18 protein-coding genes are annotated in these 22,312 nt (G+C 56.7%); 7 read left to right on the top strand and 11 right to left on the bottom strand.

All coding sequences use genetic code 11. From position 1 onward, the window contains the following. Positions 1 to 248: 248 nt before the first annotated feature. Positions 249 to 1,157 carry a LysR family transcriptional regulator gene (locus tag MID00_RS12160; RefSeq protein ID WP_251197118.1) on the top strand — a complete coding sequence of 303 codons (909 nt, stop codon included), beginning with the start codon at positions 249 to 251 and terminating at the stop codon, positions 1,155 to 1,157. Positions 1,158 to 2,409: 1,252 nt separating this feature from the next. Here the strand turns inward: MID00_RS12160 and ahpF are convergent. From ahpF to MID00_RS12145, 3 genes are all read right to left on the bottom strand, one after another. Next, positions 2,410 to 4,002: an alkyl hydroperoxide reductase subunit F gene (gene ahpF / locus MID00_RS12155; protein ID WP_254498890.1), complete on the bottom strand. Its 1,593-nt coding sequence runs from the start codon at positions 4,000 to 4,002 to the stop codon at positions 2,410 to 2,412. Positions 4,003 to 4,118: 116 nt separating this feature from the next. Next, complete coding sequence (ahpC, locus tag MID00_RS12150) at positions 4,119 to 4,682, bottom strand: alkyl hydroperoxide reductase subunit C (RefSeq protein ID WP_009454841.1); 564 nt, start codon at positions 4,680 to 4,682, stop codon at positions 4,119 to 4,121. A 191-nt stretch (positions 4,683 to 4,873) separates the two neighbouring features. Further along, entirely contained in the window at positions 4,874 to 6,310 is a 1,437-nt protein-coding gene (locus tag MID00_RS12145) for a PLP-dependent aminotransferase family protein (protein WP_254498889.1), read from the bottom strand. A 152-nt stretch (positions 6,311 to 6,462) separates the two neighbouring features. On the opposite strand from MID00_RS12145, the gene MID00_RS12140 reads away from it, so the two are divergent. The 4 genes from MID00_RS12140 (at position 6,463) to MID00_RS12125 (ending at position 10,500) form a co-directional block, all read left to right on the top strand. Continuing rightward, positions 6,463 to 7,353, top strand: coding sequence for a DMT family transporter (locus MID00_RS12140; RefSeq protein ID WP_026485485.1), 891 nt, complete (start codon positions 6,463 to 6,465; stop codon positions 7,351 to 7,353). Between the two features lie 187 nt (positions 7,354 to 7,540). Next, positions 7,541 to 8,278 carry a phosphoadenylyl-sulfate reductase gene (locus tag MID00_RS12135; RefSeq protein WP_254498888.1) on the top strand — a complete coding sequence of 246 codons (738 nt, stop codon included), beginning with the start codon at positions 7,541 to 7,543 and terminating at the stop codon, positions 8,276 to 8,278. A 9-nt stretch (positions 8,279 to 8,287) separates the two neighbouring features. Then, positions 8,288 to 9,199 carry a sulfate adenylyltransferase subunit CysD gene (cysD, locus tag MID00_RS12130; protein WP_254498887.1) on the top strand — a complete coding sequence of 304 codons (912 nt, stop codon included), beginning with the start codon at positions 8,288 to 8,290 and terminating at the stop codon, positions 9,197 to 9,199. After that, the gene (locus tag MID00_RS12125; protein WP_009454831.1) at positions 9,199 to 10,500 is read left to right on the top strand and encodes a sulfate adenylyltransferase subunit 1; all 1,302 of its coding nucleotides are present in this window, start codon (positions 9,199 to 9,201) and stop codon (positions 10,498 to 10,500) included. Before cysD ends, MID00_RS12125 begins: the two co-directional genes overlap by 1 nt. Before the next feature lie 48 nt (positions 10,501 to 10,548). Here MID00_RS12125 and MID00_RS12120 read toward each other — a convergent pair whose 3' ends face one another. The 4 genes from MID00_RS12120 to MID00_RS12105 form a co-directional block, all read right to left on the bottom strand. Further along, positions 10,549 to 11,952 (bottom strand): amino acid permease, encoded by a 1,404-nt coding sequence (locus MID00_RS12120; protein WP_254498886.1) that lies wholly within the window; start codon positions 11,950 to 11,952, stop codon positions 10,549 to 10,551. 154 nt (positions 11,953 to 12,106) lie between these two features. Then, on the bottom strand, positions 12,107 to 13,636 hold the full coding sequence (locus MID00_RS12115; RefSeq protein ID WP_152978308.1) for an aldehyde dehydrogenase family protein: 1,530 nt from the start codon (positions 13,634 to 13,636) through the stop codon (positions 12,107 to 12,109). 71 nt (positions 13,637 to 13,707) lie between these two features. Beyond that, positions 13,708 to 15,012 (bottom strand): FAD-binding oxidoreductase, encoded by a 1,305-nt coding sequence (locus tag MID00_RS12110; RefSeq protein WP_254498885.1) that lies wholly within the window; start codon positions 15,010 to 15,012, stop codon positions 13,708 to 13,710. Next, positions 15,009 to 16,397: a VOC family protein gene (locus MID00_RS12105; protein WP_031232389.1), complete on the bottom strand. Its 1,389-nt coding sequence runs from the start codon at positions 16,395 to 16,397 to the stop codon at positions 15,009 to 15,011. Before MID00_RS12105 ends, MID00_RS12110 begins: the two co-directional genes overlap by 4 nt. 244 nt (positions 16,398 to 16,641) lie before the next feature. Here MID00_RS12105 and MID00_RS12100 point away from each other — a divergent pair, with 244 nt between their 5' ends. After that, positions 16,642 to 17,547 (top strand): LysR family transcriptional regulator, encoded by a 906-nt coding sequence (locus tag MID00_RS12100; protein WP_009454819.1) that lies wholly within the window; start codon positions 16,642 to 16,644, stop codon positions 17,545 to 17,547. A gap of 29 nt (positions 17,548 to 17,576) precedes the next feature. Here MID00_RS12100 and MID00_RS12095 read toward each other — a convergent pair whose 3' ends face one another. From MID00_RS12095 to MID00_RS12080, 4 genes are all read right to left on the bottom strand, one after another. Beyond that, positions 17,577 to 18,764 (bottom strand): acetate/propionate family kinase, encoded by a 1,188-nt coding sequence (locus MID00_RS12095; RefSeq protein WP_250756036.1) that lies wholly within the window; start codon positions 18,762 to 18,764, stop codon positions 17,577 to 17,579. Then, entirely contained in the window at positions 18,764 to 19,750 is a 987-nt protein-coding gene (locus MID00_RS12090) for a phosphate acetyltransferase (protein WP_250756037.1), read from the bottom strand. The genes MID00_RS12095 and MID00_RS12090 overlap by 1 nt, the downstream gene beginning before the upstream one ends. Before the next feature lie 261 nt (positions 19,751 to 20,011). Further along, positions 20,012 to 20,479 carry a nuclear transport factor 2 family protein gene (locus MID00_RS12085; RefSeq protein ID WP_250756038.1) on the bottom strand — a complete coding sequence of 156 codons (468 nt, stop codon included), beginning with the start codon at positions 20,477 to 20,479 and terminating at the stop codon, positions 20,012 to 20,014. Positions 20,480 to 20,540: 61 nt separating this feature from the next. After that, on the bottom strand, positions 20,541 to 21,458 hold the full coding sequence (locus tag MID00_RS12080; protein ID WP_009454814.1) for a LysR family transcriptional regulator: 918 nt from the start codon (positions 21,456 to 21,458) through the stop codon (positions 20,541 to 20,543). Between the two features lie 97 nt (positions 21,459 to 21,555). On the opposite strand from MID00_RS12080, the gene MID00_RS12075 reads away from it, so the two are divergent. Then, a complete protein-coding gene (locus MID00_RS12075; RefSeq protein ID WP_254498884.1) occupies positions 21,556 to 22,257 on the top strand; it encodes a pirin family protein in 702 nt (233 codons plus the stop codon). Positions 22,258 to 22,312 lie beyond the last annotated feature (55 nt).

The raw sequence follows: 22,312 nt of genomic DNA, 5'->3' as shown, positions 1-22,312 counted from the left end.
CTGTGTCATTGATCTACCTGTTGTTGCTTTCGGAAGGAGCCAGGGCCGAAAGCGCCAGGCGAAATCTTCACGCAACAGAACGACATCACGCTTTAAAAATAGGGGCTGTACAAGCCGGAGATAAAAAGCCGAAATCGCCCTGACAACAGGCGTTTATGTTTTTTGAACAAAGCCAGCATAGCATCGCCATAATGAATAAAATAACTCCTAAGAAGTCGTAAAAGTCATAAACAAAAGGCCTGCCAATCATGGACATCCGATCCTTGCGATACTTCATTGAAACCGTTAAACATCAAAGCTTTACGCAAGCTGCGCAGAGCCTGAACGTGACGCAATCGACCATCAGCAAGATGGTGAAGCAGCTGGAAGATGAGCTGGGTGAGCCCCTGCTGATTCGCGATCACCGTCAATTACAGCTGACTGATTGTGGCAAGGTGGTGCTGGAGCGGGGACAGGAAGTTCTGCAGAGCATGCAGGGCTTGCTGCGAGAGGTTCACGAAGTTCAGGCATTGCAACGCGGCCGCCTGGATCTGGGTATTCCGCCCATGATTAATGTGCTGTTTACGGAAGTGCTCAAGACTTTCAAGAACCGGCATCCGCAGATCGAGCTGATTCTGCATGAAGAAACCGGCATGGGGATTGAGCGTATGGTTGCGGCGGGCACGGTTGAAATGGGGCTGAGTATTCTGCCTTTGGGGCCGGAGCTGAATGTATCGGCTACCCCCGTGGCCAAGCATGCGGTTTGGGCGATTGGCCATAAAGATACGCTGTCCGGTGCGCAAAAGAAAATCAAGCTACGGGAGTTGGAGAAACATCCTTTGATATTCCTGGGCGAAGACTATGCCCTGACCCGTATGTTGCGGCGTGCGTTCGCCCATGCGGGCTTGCGGGCGAATATTGCGGCGCAAAGCAATCAATGGGATTGGGTGGCTTCCATGGCACAGGCGGGAATGGGAGTCGCTTTGTTGCCCCAGCCGTTTCTTTCTCGGCTGGAACCGGGGGATTGGGTTGCCAAAGAAGTGGTGGAACCGGCCTTGAACTGGGAAGTGGCGCTACTGTGGAATGGGCGGTATCTGTCGCAGGCGGCCAGAGCATGGCTGCAGGTCTGTGCGGATGTGTTGGGCGGGAACTGGCCGGAGCTTGAAGGGGATTTATAGCAGAACTATTTATTAGCCCTTGAATACTCATCGTGCACTCGACACTAGGCCAAGGCCGGCCCAATCGCATTGAATTGCCATGTACATGCAGGAGCATGTCTTTCTTATGTGACGTCGTTTCGGTTTGGAAGAGCCTGGATTAATGAATAGGCAATCTCTGTAAAGCACCACTACTGCGGCCTGCGGGGGCGCCGGGCTTGACCACTTGCCGACGCTGCGCGTCGGTACCCTTGTCAGAAAGACAGGACGGGCGCATTCTGAACTCGCGCGATAGCTCGTCCCCCGGACGAGCTATAAGCGTCGCGCTCAAACAGCAGAATGCTTGCATCCCGTCCTGTCTTTCTGCCCGCGGCAAGTAGTCTGAATCGCCCCGCGCCCCCGCAGGCCGCAGCAGTGGTTTATAGCGTCAGCAAGCATCAAGCCAACTTCTAAGCCTGAGACGGTGTATGCAGTGAGGAAGTATTTACATGTAGAGCTGAATCACAAATCAGCATCAGCACATTCAAATTAGAGCAAGATGATCATGATTGGCCACTGCATCAAAAAATATGTGGGCGGGTAGGAGCTTAGTTGCCAGACAAGCAGATCGACTAACAAGTAAACACGAAGAAATAAATGGACAGACAGCCAAATAGACAAGCAGACAGGAAGGAAGGTAGACCAACAGAAAACAAAAAACCCCGCCAATTTAGCGTCCATCAACAGCTAGTTGGCAGGATCATGACCATCTGCTCAGGACACATCACAAACCGCCAGTTGTCTCCACATGGAACGTAGGAAATCAAACACCTCTTTTGTTCCACATCCCTGCCAATTTCTCGTACATGAAACGACTGAAAAATCGCGCCATCTCATGCATCGAGCCGCTCAAGCCGTCTGCCCCTGCCTCGGGGCGATTCAGACTGCTTGCCGCGGGCTGTTCTGGAATCCGGGATGCAAGCCCTGTGTTGTTCGAGCGGGACGCTTGTACTTGGTCCGGGGGACCAAGTACCCCGGGAGTTCACAGGGCGCCCGGATTCCAGAACAGACAAGGGTACCGGTGCGTAGCACCGGCAAGTAGTCAAGCCCCGAGGCAGGGGCAGACGGCTTGAGCGGCGTCTTTCCTGAGACGACTTTTCTCAAAGAACGGGATCTATGCTGAAGCACTCCTGATACACAACAACTACTTATTGCCCCACCCACAGACAAAAAAAAGAACCACCCCAAAACAGGGTGGCCCTCTTGAACAGCCAGGTCCAACAATCAGAAATAATTAAGCAGTCACCTTCTCTGCTGCCGGCTCTTCAACTTCAGCCGAACTACGGATCAGGTAATCAAAAGCGCTCAACGCAGCCTTGGCACCTTCACCAGCAGCAATCACGATCTGCTTGAAAGGCACGGTCGTCACATCACCCGCTGCAAACACACCAGCCAGCGAAGTCGCACCGCGAGCATCAACCTCGATCTCGCCATGACGCGACAGCCCCACATCGCTGCCCTTCAACCATTCCGTGTTGGGCACCAGACCAATCTGAACGAACACACCATCCAGCTTCAGGCTCTTGGCTTCCTGAGTAGCACGGTCCAGGTAATTCAGACCCACCACCTTGGTGCCATCACCCAGAACTTCAGTCGTCTGAGCCTGCATGATGATCGTCACATTAGGCAAGCTGCGCAGCTTGGTCTGCAAGACCTGGTCAGCACGCAAGGCATCACCGAACTCGATCAAGGTAACGTGCTTGACCAAACCAGCCAGGTCAATTGCCGCCTCAACGCCGGAGTTACCACCGCCAACCACCGCCACATCCTTGCCCTTGAACAAAGGACCATCACAGTGCGGGCAGTACGCCACACCACGGTTACGGTAATCCTGCTCACCAGGCACATTCAGTTCGCGCCAGCGGGCACCAGTAGCCAGAATCACGGACTTGGCCTTGAGCTGAGCACCGCCATCCACATCCACAATGACCTGCTTGCCTTCACGGCGAATGCCTTGGGCACGATGCAGATTCATGATGTCCACATCGTAGGCTTTGACGTGCTGCTCCAGCGCCGTTGCAAACGCAGGACCATTGGTCTCAACTACCGAGATGTAGTTCTCGATCGACATGGTGTCCAGAACCTGACCACCAAAACGCTCGGCCAATACACCCGTACGAATACCCTTGCGAGCGGCGTACACAGCAGCGGCAGCACCTGCAGGACCACCACCCACAATCAGCACATCAAACTCGTCCTTGGCATTCAAGGCTTCGGCACGAGCCGAGTTATCGCCCGTATCCAGTTTGGCCAGCAACTCTTCAGCACTGGCACGGCCTTGATGGAACATTTCGCCATTCAAGAACACGGCCGGAACCGACATGATGTTGCGCTGCTGAACCTCGTCCTGGAACAGGGCACCGTCAATCGCCACGTGCTTGATACGTGGGTTGATCACGGACATGGCGTTCAAGGCCTGCACCACGTCAGGACAGTTCTGGCACGACAGCGAGAAATACGTTTCAAAAACAAAGTCGCCGGGCAGATTACGGATCTGCTCAATCACAGCGGCATCCAGCTTGATCTCATGGCCACCCACTTGCAGCAGGGCCAGGATCAAAGAGGTAAATTCGTGTCCCATCGGGATACCCGCAAAGCTCACGCTAATGTCGGTACCGGGACGATTAATTTGGAAGGAAGGCTTGCGCTCTTGCGCATCCGCATCTTCGCGATAGCTGGTCTTGTCGGACAGACCATCAATTTCTTGCAACAGTTCGCGCAGCTCGACGGACTTGGCGCCAGTATCCAGCGTCGCAACGATCTCGATCGGTTGCGTGATCTTCTCGAGGTATGCCTTCAATTGAGTTTTGATGTTTGCATCTAACATGTGAAACGCCCTTTATCCTGTACTGAACGAAACAACTTGAGGTGCCTGAACCGGTCAGGCACCGGGGTGGCGGCGCAGCGCGCCGACCACCGCTAAAGACCCGTGTTTAAAAGGTCTTAGATCTTGCCAACCAGATCCAGGGAAGGAGTCAGCGTCTTGGCGCCTTCTTCCCATTTAGCTGGGCAAACTTCACCGGGGTGAGCGGCGATGTACTGAGCAGCTTTAACTTTGCGCAGCAGTTCGGAAGCCACACGGCCGATACCGTTGTCGTGGATTTCCAGGACCTTGATTTCGCCTTCTGGGTTCACCACGAACGTACCGCGCAGAGCGATACCTTCCTCTTCGATCAGCACGTCAAAGTTGCGCGACAGCTGATGAGTTGGGTCACCGATCATTGGGTAGTTAACTTTGCTGATGGCTTCCGAAGTGTCGTGCCATGCTTTGTGAGCAAAGTGAGTGTCGGTGGACACCGAGTAAATTTCTACGCCCATTTTCTGGAATTCGGCGTAGTGGTCAGCCAGGTCTTCCAGTTCGGTTGGGCAAACAAACGTGAAGTCGGCTGGGTAGAAAACGAAAACAGCCCACTTACCGGCAACGGTTTCGTTGCTGACTTCGATAAATTTGCCGTTGTGAAAAGCTTGTGCTTTAAAAGGTTTGATGACGGTGTTGATCAAAGACATATTTGCTCCGGTGAGTGATTAATCATTGACAGTAAAGCCATTATAGGAAGCCACTGCCGATTAGTAAAATTGATTAATGCAATAACGTTCATTGCTATTAGCTATCGAGCGTCGCATAAAAACTTCTTTCTATGCGTCGCACAGACTTATGCTAACAGAGCTGGATGACAGTGCAACTATCAGCGTTCAAGCTATAAGGCTACTTCGCTGGGCACGGGGCTGGAGGACTGCTTGGCGTTGAACAAACAACGGGCAAAATCCTGCCAAAACTGCGCATCGTCGCCTAAAGAAACATTAATACGCATATATGTAGATGGTTGCTGTTGCGGGGAAAACAAGGCCCCCGGCACCAATAAATGCCCTGGTCGCCCCAAAGCACGCACCAGACTTTCCGTATCCACACCCGTATCCACCCAGACAAACATGCCCGCCTGGGGTGGTGCGTCCGGCGCCAGGCCTACATGCGCCAATTGCTCCAGGGTTTTATGCCTGTCGGCGTTGGCGTGACGGCGCAACCGCTCCAGGTGTTTGCGATAGGGTCCATCTACCAGCACCCGGTGAATGACCCGCTCACCCAGCTCCGGTGACGTCAGCCCTGCCAGCATTTTCAGATTCACCAAAGACTGCAGCAGTTCAGGAGCTGCTGCCATATACGCCACCCGCAAACCAGCTGCCATGACTTTGGAATAGCCCCCCACCAACGTCACCCGGTTCAGTTGATCCAATTGCGCTAGACGGCAGGCAGGATTGGCGTGCAGCTCGCTATAGGTGTCGTCTTCAATAATGTGAAAGTCCCAGGCCTGGGCCAAAGTCAGAATGCTGTGCGCCACCGCCGGACTCAAGCTAAAGCCGGTGGGGTTATGCACCACGGTATTCAAAATAACCAGACGTGGACGATGCTCGCGCGCCAGCTGCTCCAGTACCGCCAGGTCCGGGCCATCTGCGCGGCGTGGCACACTCAGCACTCGCACATCCACCACCGCCAGGCGAGCAAACAAGAGATACCAGGCCGGATCTTCCACAACAACCGCATCACCAGGCCGTAGCCAATGGCGCAGAAGCAAATCCAGCGCCTGCGTAACACCACTGCACAATAAAAGCTGCGTATCAGGATCTGCCTGTATGCCGCTATCTTCCAGTTGTCCCGCAATGTGCTGACGCAAGGGCCTGTAGCCATGCGAATGCCCATAGCCCAGCAAGTTGGAGCCGGCGCTACGGCTGACCTGCCGCAAGGCCGCCAGAATCATCTCGTTATCCAGCCACTGACTGGGAATGCCCGCGCTGTCGCTATGCCCCATGAAACTGTTCAACATCCAGTTCACATCTATTTTGCGCGGCTCATTCTTTTCTACATGCAGGGATTCGGAACGCAGGCGTCGAGGGCTGCGCACACGCACAAAGAAACCGGAACCGGGCCGGGACTCCACCAAGCCCAAGGCCATCAACTTGTCGTACGCGGCCACAACAGTATGCGTACTGACCCCGGCAGACTGCGCCAACCGGCGCACAGAGGGTAAGCGACTGCCGCCCCGATACCTCAAATGCAGGGCCTGCTGCACCCAGGCGACCAGTTGATCGCTAAGTGTCACGTCCGAACCGCGCACGGGCTGCCAATCCAACCATTCCATGATGCTGAGCTCCAAGCGAGAAAACCGACTGTAGCGGAAGTTTGACCAGTACAGCTTGACCGACTGATTGATGAACTGTATCGCAACTGTATTGTTTATTTATTTTAAGCTCAAAGCTGTGATAAACCTATTTCTCATCCGTGGTGATTTTCATGAGCCGCAGCACCAGTCTTCCCATGCCCAGTACCGCCCCAGCATTGCTGATCTATCTCTACGCTTTTATCGGGGTTACCGTCTTTGCCTTCACCTTGCCCATGACACGGCTGGCGGTACAAAGCTTTGACCCTTGGCTGGTCGGAATGGCACGAGCCAGTATCGCGGGGGTGTTTGCGGCCATCATCTTGCTGGCAACCCGCAGCCGTCGCCCCACTGCGTCGGAATGGCGCGGGATTGCCCTGTCCTGTACGGGTGTAATCGTAGGCTGGCCCGTGTTTTCCTCGATTGCCATGCAGACCGTGCCTTCCTCGCACGGGGCCGTATTGAGCGGGCTGATTCCTTTGGCCACCGCCATTGTTGCCTCCGCCCGCAGCGGTGAACCCTTGAGCCGCCGCTTCTGGATGCTGAGCCTGCTGGGTGCCGTACTGGTGCTGCTCTACGCTTTCTATATCGGTGAAGGCGCCCTGCAAACCGGCGATATCTGGTTGGCTCTGGCGGTATTCATGTCTGGCGTAGGCTATGCCGAAGGGGGGCGTGTTGCCCGTACCCTGGGTGGCTGGCGCACCATCTGCTGGTGCCTGGCAGCCAGCTTGCCGCTGACCATTCCTGCCACCTTGTGGCTGACTTTTCCCATGACAGAAATGCCCTCTTCCCAATCTGTCATGGCCTTGCTCTACCTGGCCCTGTTCTCTTCCTTGCTGGGTTTCTTCCCCTGGTACAAGGCCATGGCCATGGGAGGTGTGGCTCGTATTGGTCAGGTACAACTGGCCCAACCCTTCCTGACCGTGCTGATTTCAGCGGTATGGTTAAGCGAGCAAGTGGACCTGCTGACCTGGCTGTCCTGCATCGTCATCATCGCCATTATTGCCGCCAGCCGACGCGCCTGAAAATACAATGACAAGGCGGCTAAATACAGCAAGGGCATATTCACCTAACTAATACTTCGTTCCCAGCGAGGGCTCGCGCAAGCACACTGGCTCATCACTTCATGAACCATGTAAAGGCGATAGCGCGGCCCACGTGACTCCGTTTTGAGCAGGGCCGGTACTGGTATTGCCGCAAGGACATCTGATCATGCCCGCCCAAGCCCCTGCCGCGCTCGCCCTGAGCGCCCGGCCACTGATGCTGTGGAAACAGCTGCGCGACGATCTGCAATACATCGCGTGCGAACACACGGATGCCGTTCTGGCCAGTTCTCTGGCTGCGGAAGACATGGTGCTGTTTCACGCCATGTCCATCTACACCCCCGAGTTGCAAACTGTCACCCTGGATACCGGTCGTCTGCACGAAGAGACCTTGCAATTGGGCCGCGACATCCAGCAGCACTACGAACGCCCCATCCTGTTTTTTCACCCGAATCCGGACCGGGTGCAGGAACACGTCAGCGCGCATGGCACACATGCTTTTTACGAAAGCGTGGAGCTGCGCAAAGAATGCTGCGCGATCCGTAAGGTGGAGCCACTGCGTCGTGCCTTGCAAGGCCGATCAGCCTGGATTACCGGTCAGCGCCGCGAACAAACAGCCAGTCGCACCGAACTGTCCAGCAAGGAATATGACAGCGTCTTTGGACTGCAGAAATTCAATCCCTTGATCGAATGGACTCAGGACGATGTCTGGGCCGTGATCCGTGGCTTGAGCGTCCCCTACAACCCGCTGCACGACCAAGGCTACCCCTCCATAGGTTGCGAGCCCTGTACGCGCGCCATTCGCCCCGGTGAAGACGTGCGCGCCGGGCGCTGGTGGTGGGAACAGCGCGACAGCCTGGAATGCGGCCTGCATGCCAGCAATCTGAATAGCAGTGTCAACACCTGAAGGAACCCCATGGGCGAACCACTCTCTACCCGTACTCATCTGGACTGGCTGGAAGCCGAGGCCATTTTTATTCTGCGTGAAATCGCGGCTGAAGCTGAAAAACCCGTGCTGCTGTTCTCCGGCGGCAAGGACTCCGCCGTGCTGCTGCAATTGGCCCAGAAAGCCTTTGCGCCCGGCCCGCTGCCGTTTCCCTTGATGCATGTGGACACCGGCCACAACTACCCGGAAGTGATCGAATTTCGGGATCGCCGCGCCGCCGAGCTGAACGCCGAACTGATTGTGCGCAGCGTGGAGGATTCCATCGCGCGCGGCACCGTGGTGCTGCGCAGTGAAACCGCCAGCCGCAACGGGGCTCAAGCCGTCACCTTGCTGGAAGCGATTGCCGAATTTGGCTTTGATGCCTGTTTCGGTGGCGCCCGCCGTGACGAGGAAAAAGCCCGCGCCAAAGAGCGCATCGTGTCTTTTCGCGACGAATTCGGCCAATGGGACCCCAAAGCGCAACGCCCCGAGCTGTGGCACTTGTTCAATACCCGTATTCACAAGGGCGAGAACCTGCGCGTATTCCCGATTTCCAACTGGACCGAGCTGGACGTGTGGCAATACATCCAGCGTGAGGCCATTGATCTGCCATCCATCTACTACACCCACTCGCGCGAAGTGGTGGAGCGTCAGGGGCTGATCGTACCCATCACGCCATTGACTCCCTTGCTGGATGGGGAAACCTCTGAATGGCGCGATGTGCGTTTCCGCACCGTAGGCGATATTTCCTGCACCTGCCCGGTGCTCTCTACCGCCGCGTCCGTGCAAGACATTATTGCTGAAACCGCCTTGGCCACCATTACCGAGCGTGGCGCCACCCGCATGGATGACCAGACGTCCGAAGCCTCCATGGAACACCGCAAGAAACAAGGATATTTCTAATGAACACAGTCAATGACGCCTGGCTGCAGGCTGCCGATCAAGGCGTGCTGCGTCTGATTACCGCTGGCTCCGTGGACGACGGAAAATCCACCTTGATTGGCCGCTTGCTGGTAGACAGCCAGGGCGTGTTTGCCGACCAGATTGCGGCCATCCAGCGCTCCAAATACAAGCGTGGCGAGGACGCCGAACCCGATCTGGCCCTGCTGACCGACGGCCTGGAAGCCGAGCGCGAACAAGGCATCACGATTGACGTGGCCTATCGCTACTTCGCGACCCCCAAACGCAAATTCATCGTGGCCGATACCCCCGGTCACGAGCAGTACACCCGCAACATGATTACGGGGGCCTCCACCGCCCAGGCCGCCATTATTCTGATCGATGCGCACCGCGCCAAGGACGGTGAACTGCTGACCCAGACCAAGCGCCACAGCACGGTTGCCAAATTGCTGGGCCTGCGCCATATCGTGGTGGCGGTGAACAAGATGGACCTGGTCGATTGGGACCAAGCCGTGTTCGACCGTATCCATGAAGCCTATCGCCAACTGGCTACCCAGCTGGGGATTGAGCACTTTCACATCATTCCGCTCTCGGCCCTGAAGGGCGAGAACATCACCCGGGCTTCGCCACACACGCCTTGGTATCAAGGTTTGCCACTGCTGCCTTTGCTGGAATCGCTGGATCTGCGCGAGAACATTCAGCGCCCTGCCCGTTTGTTTGTGCAATGGGTGGCGCGTCATGGCGGCAGCCGTGCTGATGGCTTCCGTGGCTACGCCGGTCAGCTCAGTGGCGGCCGTATCCAGGTGGGCGATAGCGTTCAGGTGTGGCCTAGCGGAAAAACGGCGGTGATCACACAGCTGTTTCGCGCGGGTACGGAACAAACTTCTGTCAGCGACGGGGACGCCGTGACTGTGGCGCTGGATCGTGAACTGGACATTTCACGGGGCGATTTGCTGACACTGGCCCATGAAGAGGTAAGCACCAGCAAACACTTTGATGCGCAGCTGTGCTGGCTGGACGAGCAGGCCTTGAATACCACCCGCTCTTACTGGTTAAAGCAAGGCACGCGCCTTACCCAAGCCAAAGTGCAAGCCGTTCATGCCTTGCGCGATGTACATAGCCTGCAAGAGCAGCAAGCCACTGGCAGCTTATCCCTGAATGATATTGGCCGTGTCAGCCTGGTCAGCCGTGACCCACTGGTGCTGGACGATTATCAGGATCATTCCAGCACGGGCTCTTTCATCCTGATTGACCCCAGCACGAACCAGACCGTGGCTGCTGGTCTGGTCCAGAAGCGCGTATAAAGAACAGCCTGCGGCAGACCCACGTCTTGCCGCAGGCACCGTATAAGATCACGACGCCTCTTGCTGCCTGACAGACCGGCCCCGTGCTGAACTGCGCCTGAGCCTCATTAATGCCGCCAGCACAATACACGCGCTCACACCCAAAGTCATGGCTAACTGATAGCGGTACGCCTCCACCATCGCCATATACACCAGCACCGCCAAGATCAGCACGATGGACAGATAAGTCAGCCAGGGGAAAAACCACATCTTGAATGGCAAATCTATGCCTGAGTTTTCTGCCTGGCGACGCGACAGTAGCTGGGACACAGCAATCACCAAATAAACGATCAGGGCAATCGCACCCGTTGTGGATAGCAAGAACGAAAACACCTGTCCAGGCAAGAGATAGTTCACCAGGCAGCCTGCAAAACCGGCCAAGGTCGATACAAGTACGGCGTTATAAGGCACACCTTTGGACGATACCCTGGCAATACAAGCAGGAGCATCACCACGGACGGACAGGGAATAAATCATTCGAGAGGCCGTATACAAGCCGGAGTTCATGCAGGAAGTCACCGCAATCAGTACCACTACATCCACAACTAGCTTAGCCCCAGGCAAGCGAAGAACTTCCAGCGTGCGCTGAAATGACCCTACCTGCATCAGCCTGGGATCGTCGTAACCGACGATCAGCACAATCAAGGAAATCGACAACACATAAAACAGGGAAATACGGTAGACCACCAGATTGGTCGCCTTACGTATCTTTTCCTGCGGGTTATCAGTTTCGGCGGCGGCAATCGTCACGATCTCCGCCCCAAAAAATGAAAACATCGTAATCAGGATACCCGCCAGCACGGCGCCCATGCCTTGCGGCGCGAAGTTGCTGAACACGGGAATCATCGGCACCTTCCCCCCGTCAACCCAGGGCCAGAAGCCGGTCAGGGCGCAGAGACAGGCCACAATGAACACAATAATGGCCAGCACCTTGATCAAGGCAAACCAGAACTCAAACTCGCCAAAATTCTTGACACTAAACAGATTGGTCATCGACAAGGCGACCATGATGACAATGGAAAACTGCCACGAAGGGATACCCGGCATCCATTGATGCAAGATATAGGCCCCGGCAATGGCTTCAACGGGAATGATCAAGCCCCAGAACCACCAATACAGCCAGCCAATGGAAAATCCCGCCCAGGGCCCGATCGCCCGCGCGGCATAGGTGGAAAATGAGCCACTATCAGGATTGGCGACAGCCATCTCGCCCAACATCCGCATGACCAGCAGCACCAATGCTCCCGTCAAGATATAGGACAGTACCGCTGCCGGCCCGGTCTTCGCGATGGCATTGGCTGATCCAATGAACAGTCCGGCACCAATGATCCCCGCGATAGAGATCATGGACATCTGTCTTGAGTTCAGGCCGTGCGCGAGCGCACCCTGGCCTGCCTGTTCAGGCATGGTCATTATTGTCTCCTCGCTTTTTATTCAATGGCGGGGCAGTTCTGACCCGCCCGGGGCGCCCCGACGATATGCTTCGCTTGCTATAGGCGCACGTCACCCAACAGCCAGGCCCGGCCGATCATCGGCTAGGACCCTCCGTCCGAACGCTCAGGCAGCGTCAAAGGTCAAACTTCACCCCCTGAGCCAATGGCAATTCTCGGGAGTAGTTGATGGTATTGGTCGCCCGGCGCATATAGGCACGCCAGGCATCGGAACCGGACTCGCGCCCCCCGCCGGTTTCCTTGTCCCCACCAAAGGCGCCACCGATCTCCGCCCCGGAAGTACCAATATTGACGTTGGCGATACCGCAGTCCGAACCGCTGGCCGACAGAAACTCCTCAGTTTCACGCAAGTCATTACTGAAAATGGCGGACGACAGGCCTTGCGGAACATCGTTTTGCAGCGCCAGTGCCTCGGACAGGTTCTCATAGCGCAGCACATACAAAATAGGTGCGAAGGTTTCCTGCCGTACCGTATCGGTCTGGCTGTCCATTTCCACGATGGCTGGTCTGACGTAATAGGCCGATGCGAACTCATCCTCCAGCACCCGCTCTCCACCGCTAACCCGCCCCCCTTGAGCACGCGCCGCATCCAGTGCGGTCTGCATCGCCTCAAAAGAGGCCCGATCGACTAAAGGTCCCAGCAGCGTTCCTTCCTGCAACGGATTGCCAATCCTGAGCTTGCCATACACCTGCTTGAGCCGTTCTACCAGTTGCTCACTGACACTACGATGCACAATCAAGCGTCGTGTACTTGTACAGCGCTGCCCCGCCGTCCCGACCGCCGCAAAGACAATCCCCCGGACCGCCAGATCCAGATCCGCATTAGGCGTGACAATAACGGCATTATTGCCCCCCAGTTCCAGCAAAACGCGCCCGAAACGACGCGCCACACGAGGCCCCACTTCCCGACCCATCCGTGTGCTGCCGGTGGCCGACACCAGCGCCACCCGGGGATCATCAACCAGTAGCTCTCCGGCTTCGCGCCCACCAATCAGCACTTGGCTCAGGTGCGCCGGCCCGGCCTCATACCGCGCCATTGCCCGCTCAAAGACAGCCTGGCACGCCAGGGCGGACAAGGGTGTTTTTTCGGAGGGCTTCCAAATCACGGCATCGCCACACACCAAGGCCAGCGCAGTATTCCAGGCCCACACCGCCATGGGAAAATTAAAAGCGGTGATCACCCCGACCACTCCCAATGGATGCCAGGTTTCCAGCATGCGATGACCAGGCCGCTCAGAGGCAATTGTCAAACCGTAGAGCTGTCGGGACAAACCCACCGCAAAGTCGCAGATATCAATCATTTCCTGGACTTCACCCAAGCCCTCACTCGTAATCTTTCCAGCCTCCAGGGAAATCAACTGGCCCAAAGCCTGCTTCTGGGCCCGCAGCTCCTGGCCCAGCAGTCGAACCAGCTCACCTCGTGCCGGCGCAGGCACGGTACGCCACACCTGCCAGGCATCATGGGCACGAGCAATCGCCTTGCTAAGCTCCTCGCTGCTGTGAGGCCGCAGATGGGCCAGAATGCCCCCGTCGATAGGCGAGCGCACCGACATTCCCCCTTGAACATCCAGCGCAGCCGTCACACCCAATTGGGCCAGGGTGGAATGTGCCAGTTCGCTTGTCTGCGTCATGCTTGTGTAAGTCATACCTGTACCCTATAAAAAATGCGGAATATCGGCTTTCAGAAACACGCCCATTCCTTAAAAAAAGTCTGTCCTCAAGACCGACGCCGCCCCTGGGGGCTGCGGGCACCGACAAGATGCGCCAACTGTGCGCCATATTCATAAACTGCCTCCTTCCCAGACTTGCATGGGACCGACCTGAGCGGAGACAGAGGTAAAGGCAGCTCTTCCACCTTGATCCGCCCCAGAACCAGATGCGCCAGCTCACGTCCAAAGACCGTTCCAGGAGCAATGCCACGCCCGTTGTAGCCGCTAAATGACAAGACCTGTCGCCCCAGTTGATGCAGGCGGGGTACGGCATCAGACGTCATGCCTATCCAGCCATACCATTCATAATCAAACTGCACGTGCTTCAAGGCCGGAAACAAGTGCTGCAATGCGCGTTGCGCCCACGCCTTATGTATTGCTTGTCCGCGTCCGCGCAATGCCCCCACACTGCCAAACACCAGGCGACCGGCTTGATCGAAGCGGTACGAGGACAAAACCGAACGCGTATCCCACGCACCCTGCCCCCCCGGCAAAATCTGGGCGCGCAGTGCAGTATCCAGCGGTTGCGTGGCCACATTGAAATAAGGCAGACGCACCAGTTCTGCGGGCAAGGCTGGCCAGATATCGCTGGTATAGGCATTGGTCGCCACAATGACCCAAGGTGCCAGCACCTCCCCATCCTGCGTTTGCAACACCCAGTGCGTGCGACCATCCTCAACCCGCCTGACGGCACTTTGCTCGCAAATGCGGGCCCCCGCCGTGATCGCTGCCCGCGCCAGTCCTCGAACATAGGCTAAAGGCTGGAGCGTGCCCGCGCGTCGGTCCAGCAAGGCACCCGCATAGGCGGTGGTTCCCGTTGCCGCCGTAGCCTGTGTGTGATCGAGCAACTCCACCGGCGCCCCGAGAGCTTGCCATTGCTGCCAACGCTTCCGGATGTTGCGAAGGCCACCCGCGCCGACCGCGCAGTGCAAAGTACCATTCTGCACGGCCTGACAATCAATCCGGTGTTGGGCTACCAATTCATACACAGCAGCCGGCGCCCCGCTTAACAAGTGCAATAGGCGGTCCCCGTAATAAGAACCCAATGTTTTGAGCAGCGTCTCTGGCTCAATCCACAAGCCAGCATTGACCAGCCCCACATTTCGTCCCGATCCACCAAAGCCGATCTGCGCCCCTTCCAGGACCACTACCCGCGCTCCAGCCTGTGCCAGATTCAGGGCCGCGGACAAGCCGGTAAACCCAGCGCCAATAACCGCAACATCCGCTTGGACTTGGCCTTGTAAACGCTCGCAGACCAGAGGGGCTGGAGCTGATGCCTGCCAGAGTCCATGGCTGCGCCCGTCCGCGTTCATGACCTCGACTCCGCCAGAAAACGTTGCTGCAAGGCGTGCTCGGAACGCATCTGAGCAGCCCGGTAAAGTTCAATTTCATCCAGCACGGGGCCACCCAGATCGCGTTCAAACTCAGACCGAGCCGCTTGCGATACATAGTTTCTCTGTTCAGCATCCCCCAAGTTGGACTGGAAAATCCCCGCCGCGCTAACTGGCAGAAAATCCTCGTAAGTAATGGGGGTCAATGCGACTACGCCGCGCTTGATCAAATCAGGCAGGTTCCAGGGCCGGCCGGCAGCCAGTTCCTGCTGCCAGATAGCAGGATCCCGTGGTTCAAACCGAAAAAAAGCCAGCCCACGCTCGTACATTTCATCGCTGTCATCTGGAAACTGAGCAAACACGTGCTGGAGACGTTCGGCATACGTCTGTGTAGTAGCGGCTTGCTGCCCGGCATCTCTGGCTTGAGCCAACAAGGAGTCATAAAGTGCCCGGCCCGCCTGGGTCAAAGCCACGCCACGTTGCTCTATCTCACCAAAACGTGCGGTATGAGACCCTACCCTGGCTTGGCCGGCAAACTCAATCTCCTCCTCCAAGGCTTTGAAACTGGTTTGGCGCAACAAGATGGGATGGCGCCTGCGCGGTGGGCCTTCAATCAGTTCTTTGGCAGGGATCCCCCATTGGGGCATGGCCTCTTGTACCGCATCAATATCCAGGGTTCTGGGAGTCAGGTGATTGATATGGGGGCCCTTGAAACAAACAATATCGGCCACCAGACGATGGGCCTCATGCAACTTGCGATACGTGTCCTGATCGACAGTCGCCTGGCGATGCCAGCGAAAAACAGTGGTGGCGGCAGCCACAAACTCCGTGACCTGCAGTTCGGTCAGGCCACCAGACATGTGCGCCTGTTCCGCCAACTCCAGCAACCCTGAGGGAAAAATAGTCCGTTGCGATAAGATTGCAGCTGCCTGCGCTCGCAGATTCGCATCCTCTATCAGCTCCAGTCTGAGCAGAGAGGTGAACACCCGGAAGGGATTGGTTTGTAACGCATGGTCGTCCACAGGGCGAAACGCGGTGGAGTGGACGGGTACACCCGCCACCGACAGATCGTAATAACCAACGGGATACATACCCATGACAGCAAAAATCTTTGCAATCCCTTTGAGCTCCGCCGCTGTACCAACCCGAATGGCGCCATGGCGCTCCACATCCAGACGGGTCAGCTCCGACTGCTGCTGCAAGGCGCTGCGTAATGCTGGGTCATGCTTGAGCACACTGGCATTGATCTCGTGCACCAGGCTCAACAAGGCCCCGTACTGTGGCACCTCCTGCTGATACATGGCCGACATGGCGCCTGAGAAACGGGAACGGATTTCGTCCTTAGAAACAAAAACAGAGGTGTCCATAGAACCGCCAGCAAATTGCATGACCTGTCGACAAGGCAAGGTCAGTCCATTAATGAATCACTTCCGTGTACTCGTATGCACTCCTTCACACCACAGCCAGCGGAAGCCCGTCATCTTATAAGCCTGAAATACTTAGCAAACTTGCACCTCATTCTGTGAGCAGTGGCAAGAGGGGTCAAACGATGATTCCAACTCAAGTCATTCCTAAATAGAATGACTAAACGTTTTCCCTTAGCAAACCAGCATGTCCATTCCCAAACGTTTTCTTCCTCCCATGCACGTCCTGATTGCCTTTGAAGCCGCCGCACGGCTGGGCAGCTTCACGGCAGCAGCGGGCGAGCTGAATCTGACCCAAAGCGCCGTCAGCAGACAGATCAGACTGCTGGAAGAAATATTGGGCGCGGAACTTTTCGTCAGAGAACGCCAGACGGTTCGTTTGACTCAGGCGGGTAGCACTTACGCCCAAGAGCTAAGCGATGCTCTTCGACGCATTGCCAACGCCACCCTGGGGTTCAAAGCCAATCCGCATGGCGGAACGCTGAACCTGGCCATCCTGCCCACGTTCGGGACTCGTTGGCTTGCCCCCCGGCTGCCAGAGTTTGTGGCTGCATACCCCGGCATCACCATTAACCTGCTGACGCGCCTGCAACCGTTTGACTTTCAAATGGAAAATGTGGATGCCGCCATCCATTACGGCCTGCCCGACTGGCCGGGGGCGAATCTGGATTTTCTGATGTCAGAAACCGTGGTACCTGCCTGCAGTTCCGCCCTTCGCGAGCATTATCAGTTCCAGACGGCAGCTGACTTGCTCAAGGCACCTTTACTGCATCTGGTCTCAAGGCCCGATGCCTGGGAGCGTTGGTTCAACGCCAACGGCGTGGAGAACGTGCATATTCACGGCATGCTGCTTGACCAGTTTGCGCTGATTACACAAGCAGCTATTTCCAACCTTGGGATTGCCTTACTGCCCACATTTCTGTTCAAACAGGAGCTCAGTCGCGGAGACTTGGTTCTGGCTCTGGACTCGCCCTGCCTGAACACGGAGGCTTACTACCTGGCCTGTCCGACGGGACGCTGCGACTACCCACCATTGATCGCATTTCGACAATGGCTACAAGCGGAAATAACGCGGGAACGCGCCCCGGACTGAGGCCGGGGCTTCAAACCGCCACGGTAGCGCTATGACTTTTTCCTCACCAAGGCGAGAGACTGCTCGGCTATGACCCGCTCTTCGTTGGTGGGAATGACCAGGACCTTGACCCGACTGTCGCCTGTCGAAATGACGGTTTCCCCTGCCTGATTGCGAACCGGATCAATCTCCACCCCCATCCACTCCAGGTGCCTGGCGATGCCTGCCCGAATAGACGGGCTGTGCTCGCCAATCCCCGCCGTGAACACCAAGGTGTCCAGCCCCTTCAAGGCCACGCACAAGCCCGCCAGATTCTCTGCCGTGTGATAGCAGAAGTACTGCACCGCCAGCTTGGCACGAGGGTCATCGGAAGCCTCCAGCGCTCGCATATCCGCTTGATCGCCGGACAAGCCTTTCAGCCCGGATTGGGTGTAGAGCACGGACTGGATCTCATCGTGCTCCATTCCCTGCTCCAGCATCCACAGCACGACACCGGCATCCAGACGCCCCGGACGAGTCCCCATAGGCAAGCCGTCCAGCGCCGTAAAGCCCATGGTGGTATGAACGCTGCGGCCTTCTTGCAAGGCGCAAGCCGATGCACCTGAGCCCAGGTGAGCAACGACGACGCGCCCGTCAGCCAGTTCGGGAATTTCGCGACGCAGGTGCTGGGAAATATAGTGATAGGAGAGGCCGTGGAAACCGTAGCGGCGCACGCCCTGTTCAAAGAACCGACCAGGCAATGCAAAGTGCTGCAAATGCGGGGCATGTCCTTGATGGAAGGCCGTATCCAGACACGCTACCTGGAAGATTTCCGGGTAGTGCTCGAAGATCACGCGAACAGGAGCCAGATTGTTCTGCTGATGCAGTGGTGCCAAAGGTGACAGGCTGTCCAGATACTCCAGCACCTGCGGGGTCAAGGGTACGCTGCTGTCGTAGCGGGCGCCCCCGTGCACGATACGGTGGCCAACGGCAATAGGTCGACCATCCACATGCTCCAGCAGCCAGCGCGCCACCAAAGCCTGAGCTGTATGCAGGTCCTTGGCCTGCTCGCCATCCAGGTCCTGCTTGACCATGGATTGGCCCTGGGCATCTTTAACTTTGAAGGCTGGCTGGCTACTGCCAATGCCCGAAACCTGACCGCCAAACTCAAAATCCAGCTGGTCGCCCGGCTGGACCTTGTACATGTGAAACTTCAGGCTGGAGCTGCCTGCGTTAATGACCAGAATCTGCTCGCTCATTAGTGCGCAGCCTCCACAGCAACTTTACGTTCCAGATAACCCGCGTAAAGGCTGGCAACCGCACAAGAGGCCATGCGGGTCTGGGCGCTATCGGCTCGGCTGGTCAAAATGATAGGCACACGAGCCCCCATCACGATACCAGCAGCCTGGGCGCCGGACAGGAAGGTCAGGTTTTTGGCCAGCATATTGCCGGCCTCCAGATCAGGGGCCACCAGAATCTGCGCCTTGCCCGCAACGGGCGACACAATTCCTTTGATGCGCGCCGCCTCGGGGCTGATAGCGTTATCCAGCGCCAAGGGGCCGTCCAGCACACCGCCCGTAATCTGGCCGCGATCAGCCATCTTGCACAAGGCCGCCGCTTCCAGCGTGGTCGGGATTTTTTCGGTCACCTGCTCGACCGCAGACAGGATGGCGACCAACGGTATGCCCAAGCCCAGGCCGTGGTGCAGATCAATGGCGTTTTGCACAATATCCGCTTTGGTGCTCAGATCGGGGAAAATATTGATGGCACCGTCCGTCACAAACAAGGGCTCCGGATAGCTGGGCACATCCATGATGAAAACATGACTCAAACGGCGACCAGTCCGCAAGCCCTTGCCCTGGGTGCACAGCACGGCCTGAATCAGTTCATCCGTATGCAGGCTGCCTTTCATCAGCAACTGGGCACGTCCGGCCAGCACTTCCTCTACGGCTCGCTCTGCCGAGGCATGGCTGTGGGGGGTATCAATCAAGGTGACCCCTTCCAGGCTTAAACCATGCTCTGCCGCTACGGAATGCAAACGGGCCTGCGGGCCAACCAGCACGATCTCGAACAGGCCTTGGGCCCGTGCCTGCAAGGCGGCTCCAAGGGACACATCATCGCAGGGATGAGCCACCACACAAATTCGACTGTGCTCTTTGCGAGCTTGCTCGATCAATCGGGAATAATGACTGGAAGGCCCAGTGCGATCCACGGCGGCCGTATCCGGGCCAGCAGGGTGATTCATGATAGAAGACTCCTTGGAGATGAACGAAGGCTAACCCAACACTAAACCATTTATCCAAGCGTGTGTCTTTGATTGCGAACAGGGAAACTTCAATATTTCGCCCTTTATTCTTTCCAGACCATGAAGAATGAAACATAAAGATTAAATATTAAAAAAAATCCGGTTTAGCCAAGTGCAAACCGGATTTTTATTTCTGTGGTGGCGTATTCGTCCCGAACCACCGCAATCTGAGCGTATCCAGGATCAGCCACCCAGGTTTAATTAAAGGCCAAGATCACTCAAACCCGGATGCTCATCGGGGCGCCGCCCCAAGGGCCAACGGAACTTGCGTTCGGATTCTGTAATTGCCACATCGTTAATGCTGGCATGGCGCACCGCCATATAGCCATGCTCGTCAAATTCCCAATTTTCATTTCCGTAACTGCGCCACCACTGACCGTATTCATCTTGCCATTCATAAGCAAAACGCACGGCAATTCTATTTTCATGCCAGGCCCAGATTTCTTTAATCAAGCGGTATTCACGCTCTTTTTGCCATTTGCGTTCTAAAAAAGATTGAACCTGATCTCGACCCTGCGGAAACTCGCTGCGATTGCGCCAGCGCGTATCCACGGTATATGCCTGCGAAACCTTGACCGGGTCACGACTATTCCAGGCATCCTCGGCGGCACGCACTTTCTGGCTGGCACTCTCCAGATCGAAAGGTGGCAAGGGAGGACGTGTATCCATAGTGATCTCCTAGAAAGCAAGCGTGGACCAGACAGTCTAGCGGCAAAACGTAAGCAGTCTCTTACTGGCCGGTATCGGCCCAGGCTGCCTGTTCAAATCCCGCGACCAGAAAATCGATAAAAGCTTGCACACGAGCCGAGCGCGAGCGGCCCGGAGGCGTCAGCAGATGCAAGGTCAGGCTGGGCAAATCCCATTGCGGTAACACGATTTCCAACTGGCCTTGCTCGACCATATCGCCCAGCAGGAATTGAGGCAGCACGCTAAGCCCCAGGCCCTCAAGCAAGGGTGGGATCAGGGCCTGGGCATTGTTGACTTGCAAAGCACAGGGCACGGTTTGGGAGTAATACTCCTGCCCTTGCTGAAAGCGCCAGACACTGCCGCGTCGCTCGTAGGCGTAGCGCAGGCTCATGTGCTGAGCCAGGTCGCTGGGGTGTGAGGGTCTGCCGTACTTGGCCAGGTAACTGGGGGCGGCAACCAGCCGCAGGCGCAAATTGCACAGACGGCGCACCAGAAGGCTGGAATCATCCATGGTCGAGATACGCAAGGCCATGTCGAAACCTTGTTCCACGATGTTGACCTGAGCGTCGTTAAAGTGCAGATCCAGCAGCACGGCCGGGTGCTTTTCCATGAAAGCGGGCAGCAAAGGGGCCAGATGCTCCAGCCCGAAGGACATGGGGGCAGCAATCTTGATACGTCCCTGCAGGCTTTCTTTCTGGTCGCGTGCCAGGGCTTCCGCGTTCTGTCCGGCAGCCAGAACGGCTTGGGCCTGTTCCAGGCTGGCCTGCCCGGTTTCTGTCAGGGACAGGCGTCGGGAGGTACGGTGGAACAGGGACACATGCAGCTGTTTTTCCAGCCGGGTGATTGCCTTGGAGACAGTAGGTTGTGACAGGCCCAGAACTTCGGCTGCCTGGGCAAAGGAGCCGGTTTCCGCCACAGTGGCAAAGATGGCCCAGGCTTGTAGATCCGGTAATGTTTTCATGTCGTTTTTGGAATGAATTCTATGCTATTGATTCTATTTTATTCAATCAGCAAGACGCCTAGAATTCTTTTTAGTATCTAATATTAAGGAGCGCATCATGATTGAACATCGGCCTTTTAATGAACTGGGCGGCGCCAACCACGGCTGGCTGGACGCCAAGCACCATTTTTCTTTTGCTAATTACTACGATCCCGCTCGCATGAGCTGGGGTGCCCTGCGTGTCTGGAATGACGACACGATTGCGTCCAACACCGGGTTTCCACCTCACGATCATGCCGATATGGAGATCATTACGTATGTGCGTGAAGGGGCGATCAGCCACCAGGACAGTTTGGGCAATAAGGGGCGTACTGAAGCCGGTGATGTGCAGGTGATGAGTGCCGGCACGGGTATTCGCCATGCGGAGTACAACCTGGAAAATGGTACGACACGCATCTTCCAGATCTGGATTCAGCCAGAGCGTCGTGGTTTACCGCCAGCCTGGGGTGCCAAGCCTTTCCCCAAGGATGAGCGTTCGGGGCAGTTTGTGGCCCTGGCCAGTGGTTTTGAAGGTGACGCAGAGGCTTTGCCGATTCGTGCCCAGGCCCGTGTGCTGGGAGCGACCCTGACGAAAGGTCAAAGCACGACTCGGTCTTTGCCTGCCGAGCATCTGGCTTATCTGGTGCCTGCCACAGGGCGGGTTTCGGTAAATGGTCTGGAGTTGAATGCCCGTGATGGGGCGGCGATTCGCAATGAAACGACGCTGGAAGTTCAGGCGCTGGAGGATGCTGAGCTGGTGCTGGTTGAGACGGCGCAGTAATTGCGGACGGGCTGTTTTGAAGATGGGGGGAGGCCGTTTGAGCGCTCCCCCGCTT

The sequence above is a fragment of the Alcaligenes sp. NLF5-7 genome, from assembly GCF_024266725.1.
GTDB lineage: Bacteria > Pseudomonadota > Gammaproteobacteria > Burkholderiales > Burkholderiaceae_B > Alcaligenes > Alcaligenes phenolicus.
This window is presented reverse-complemented; position numbering and strand designations above follow the sequence as displayed.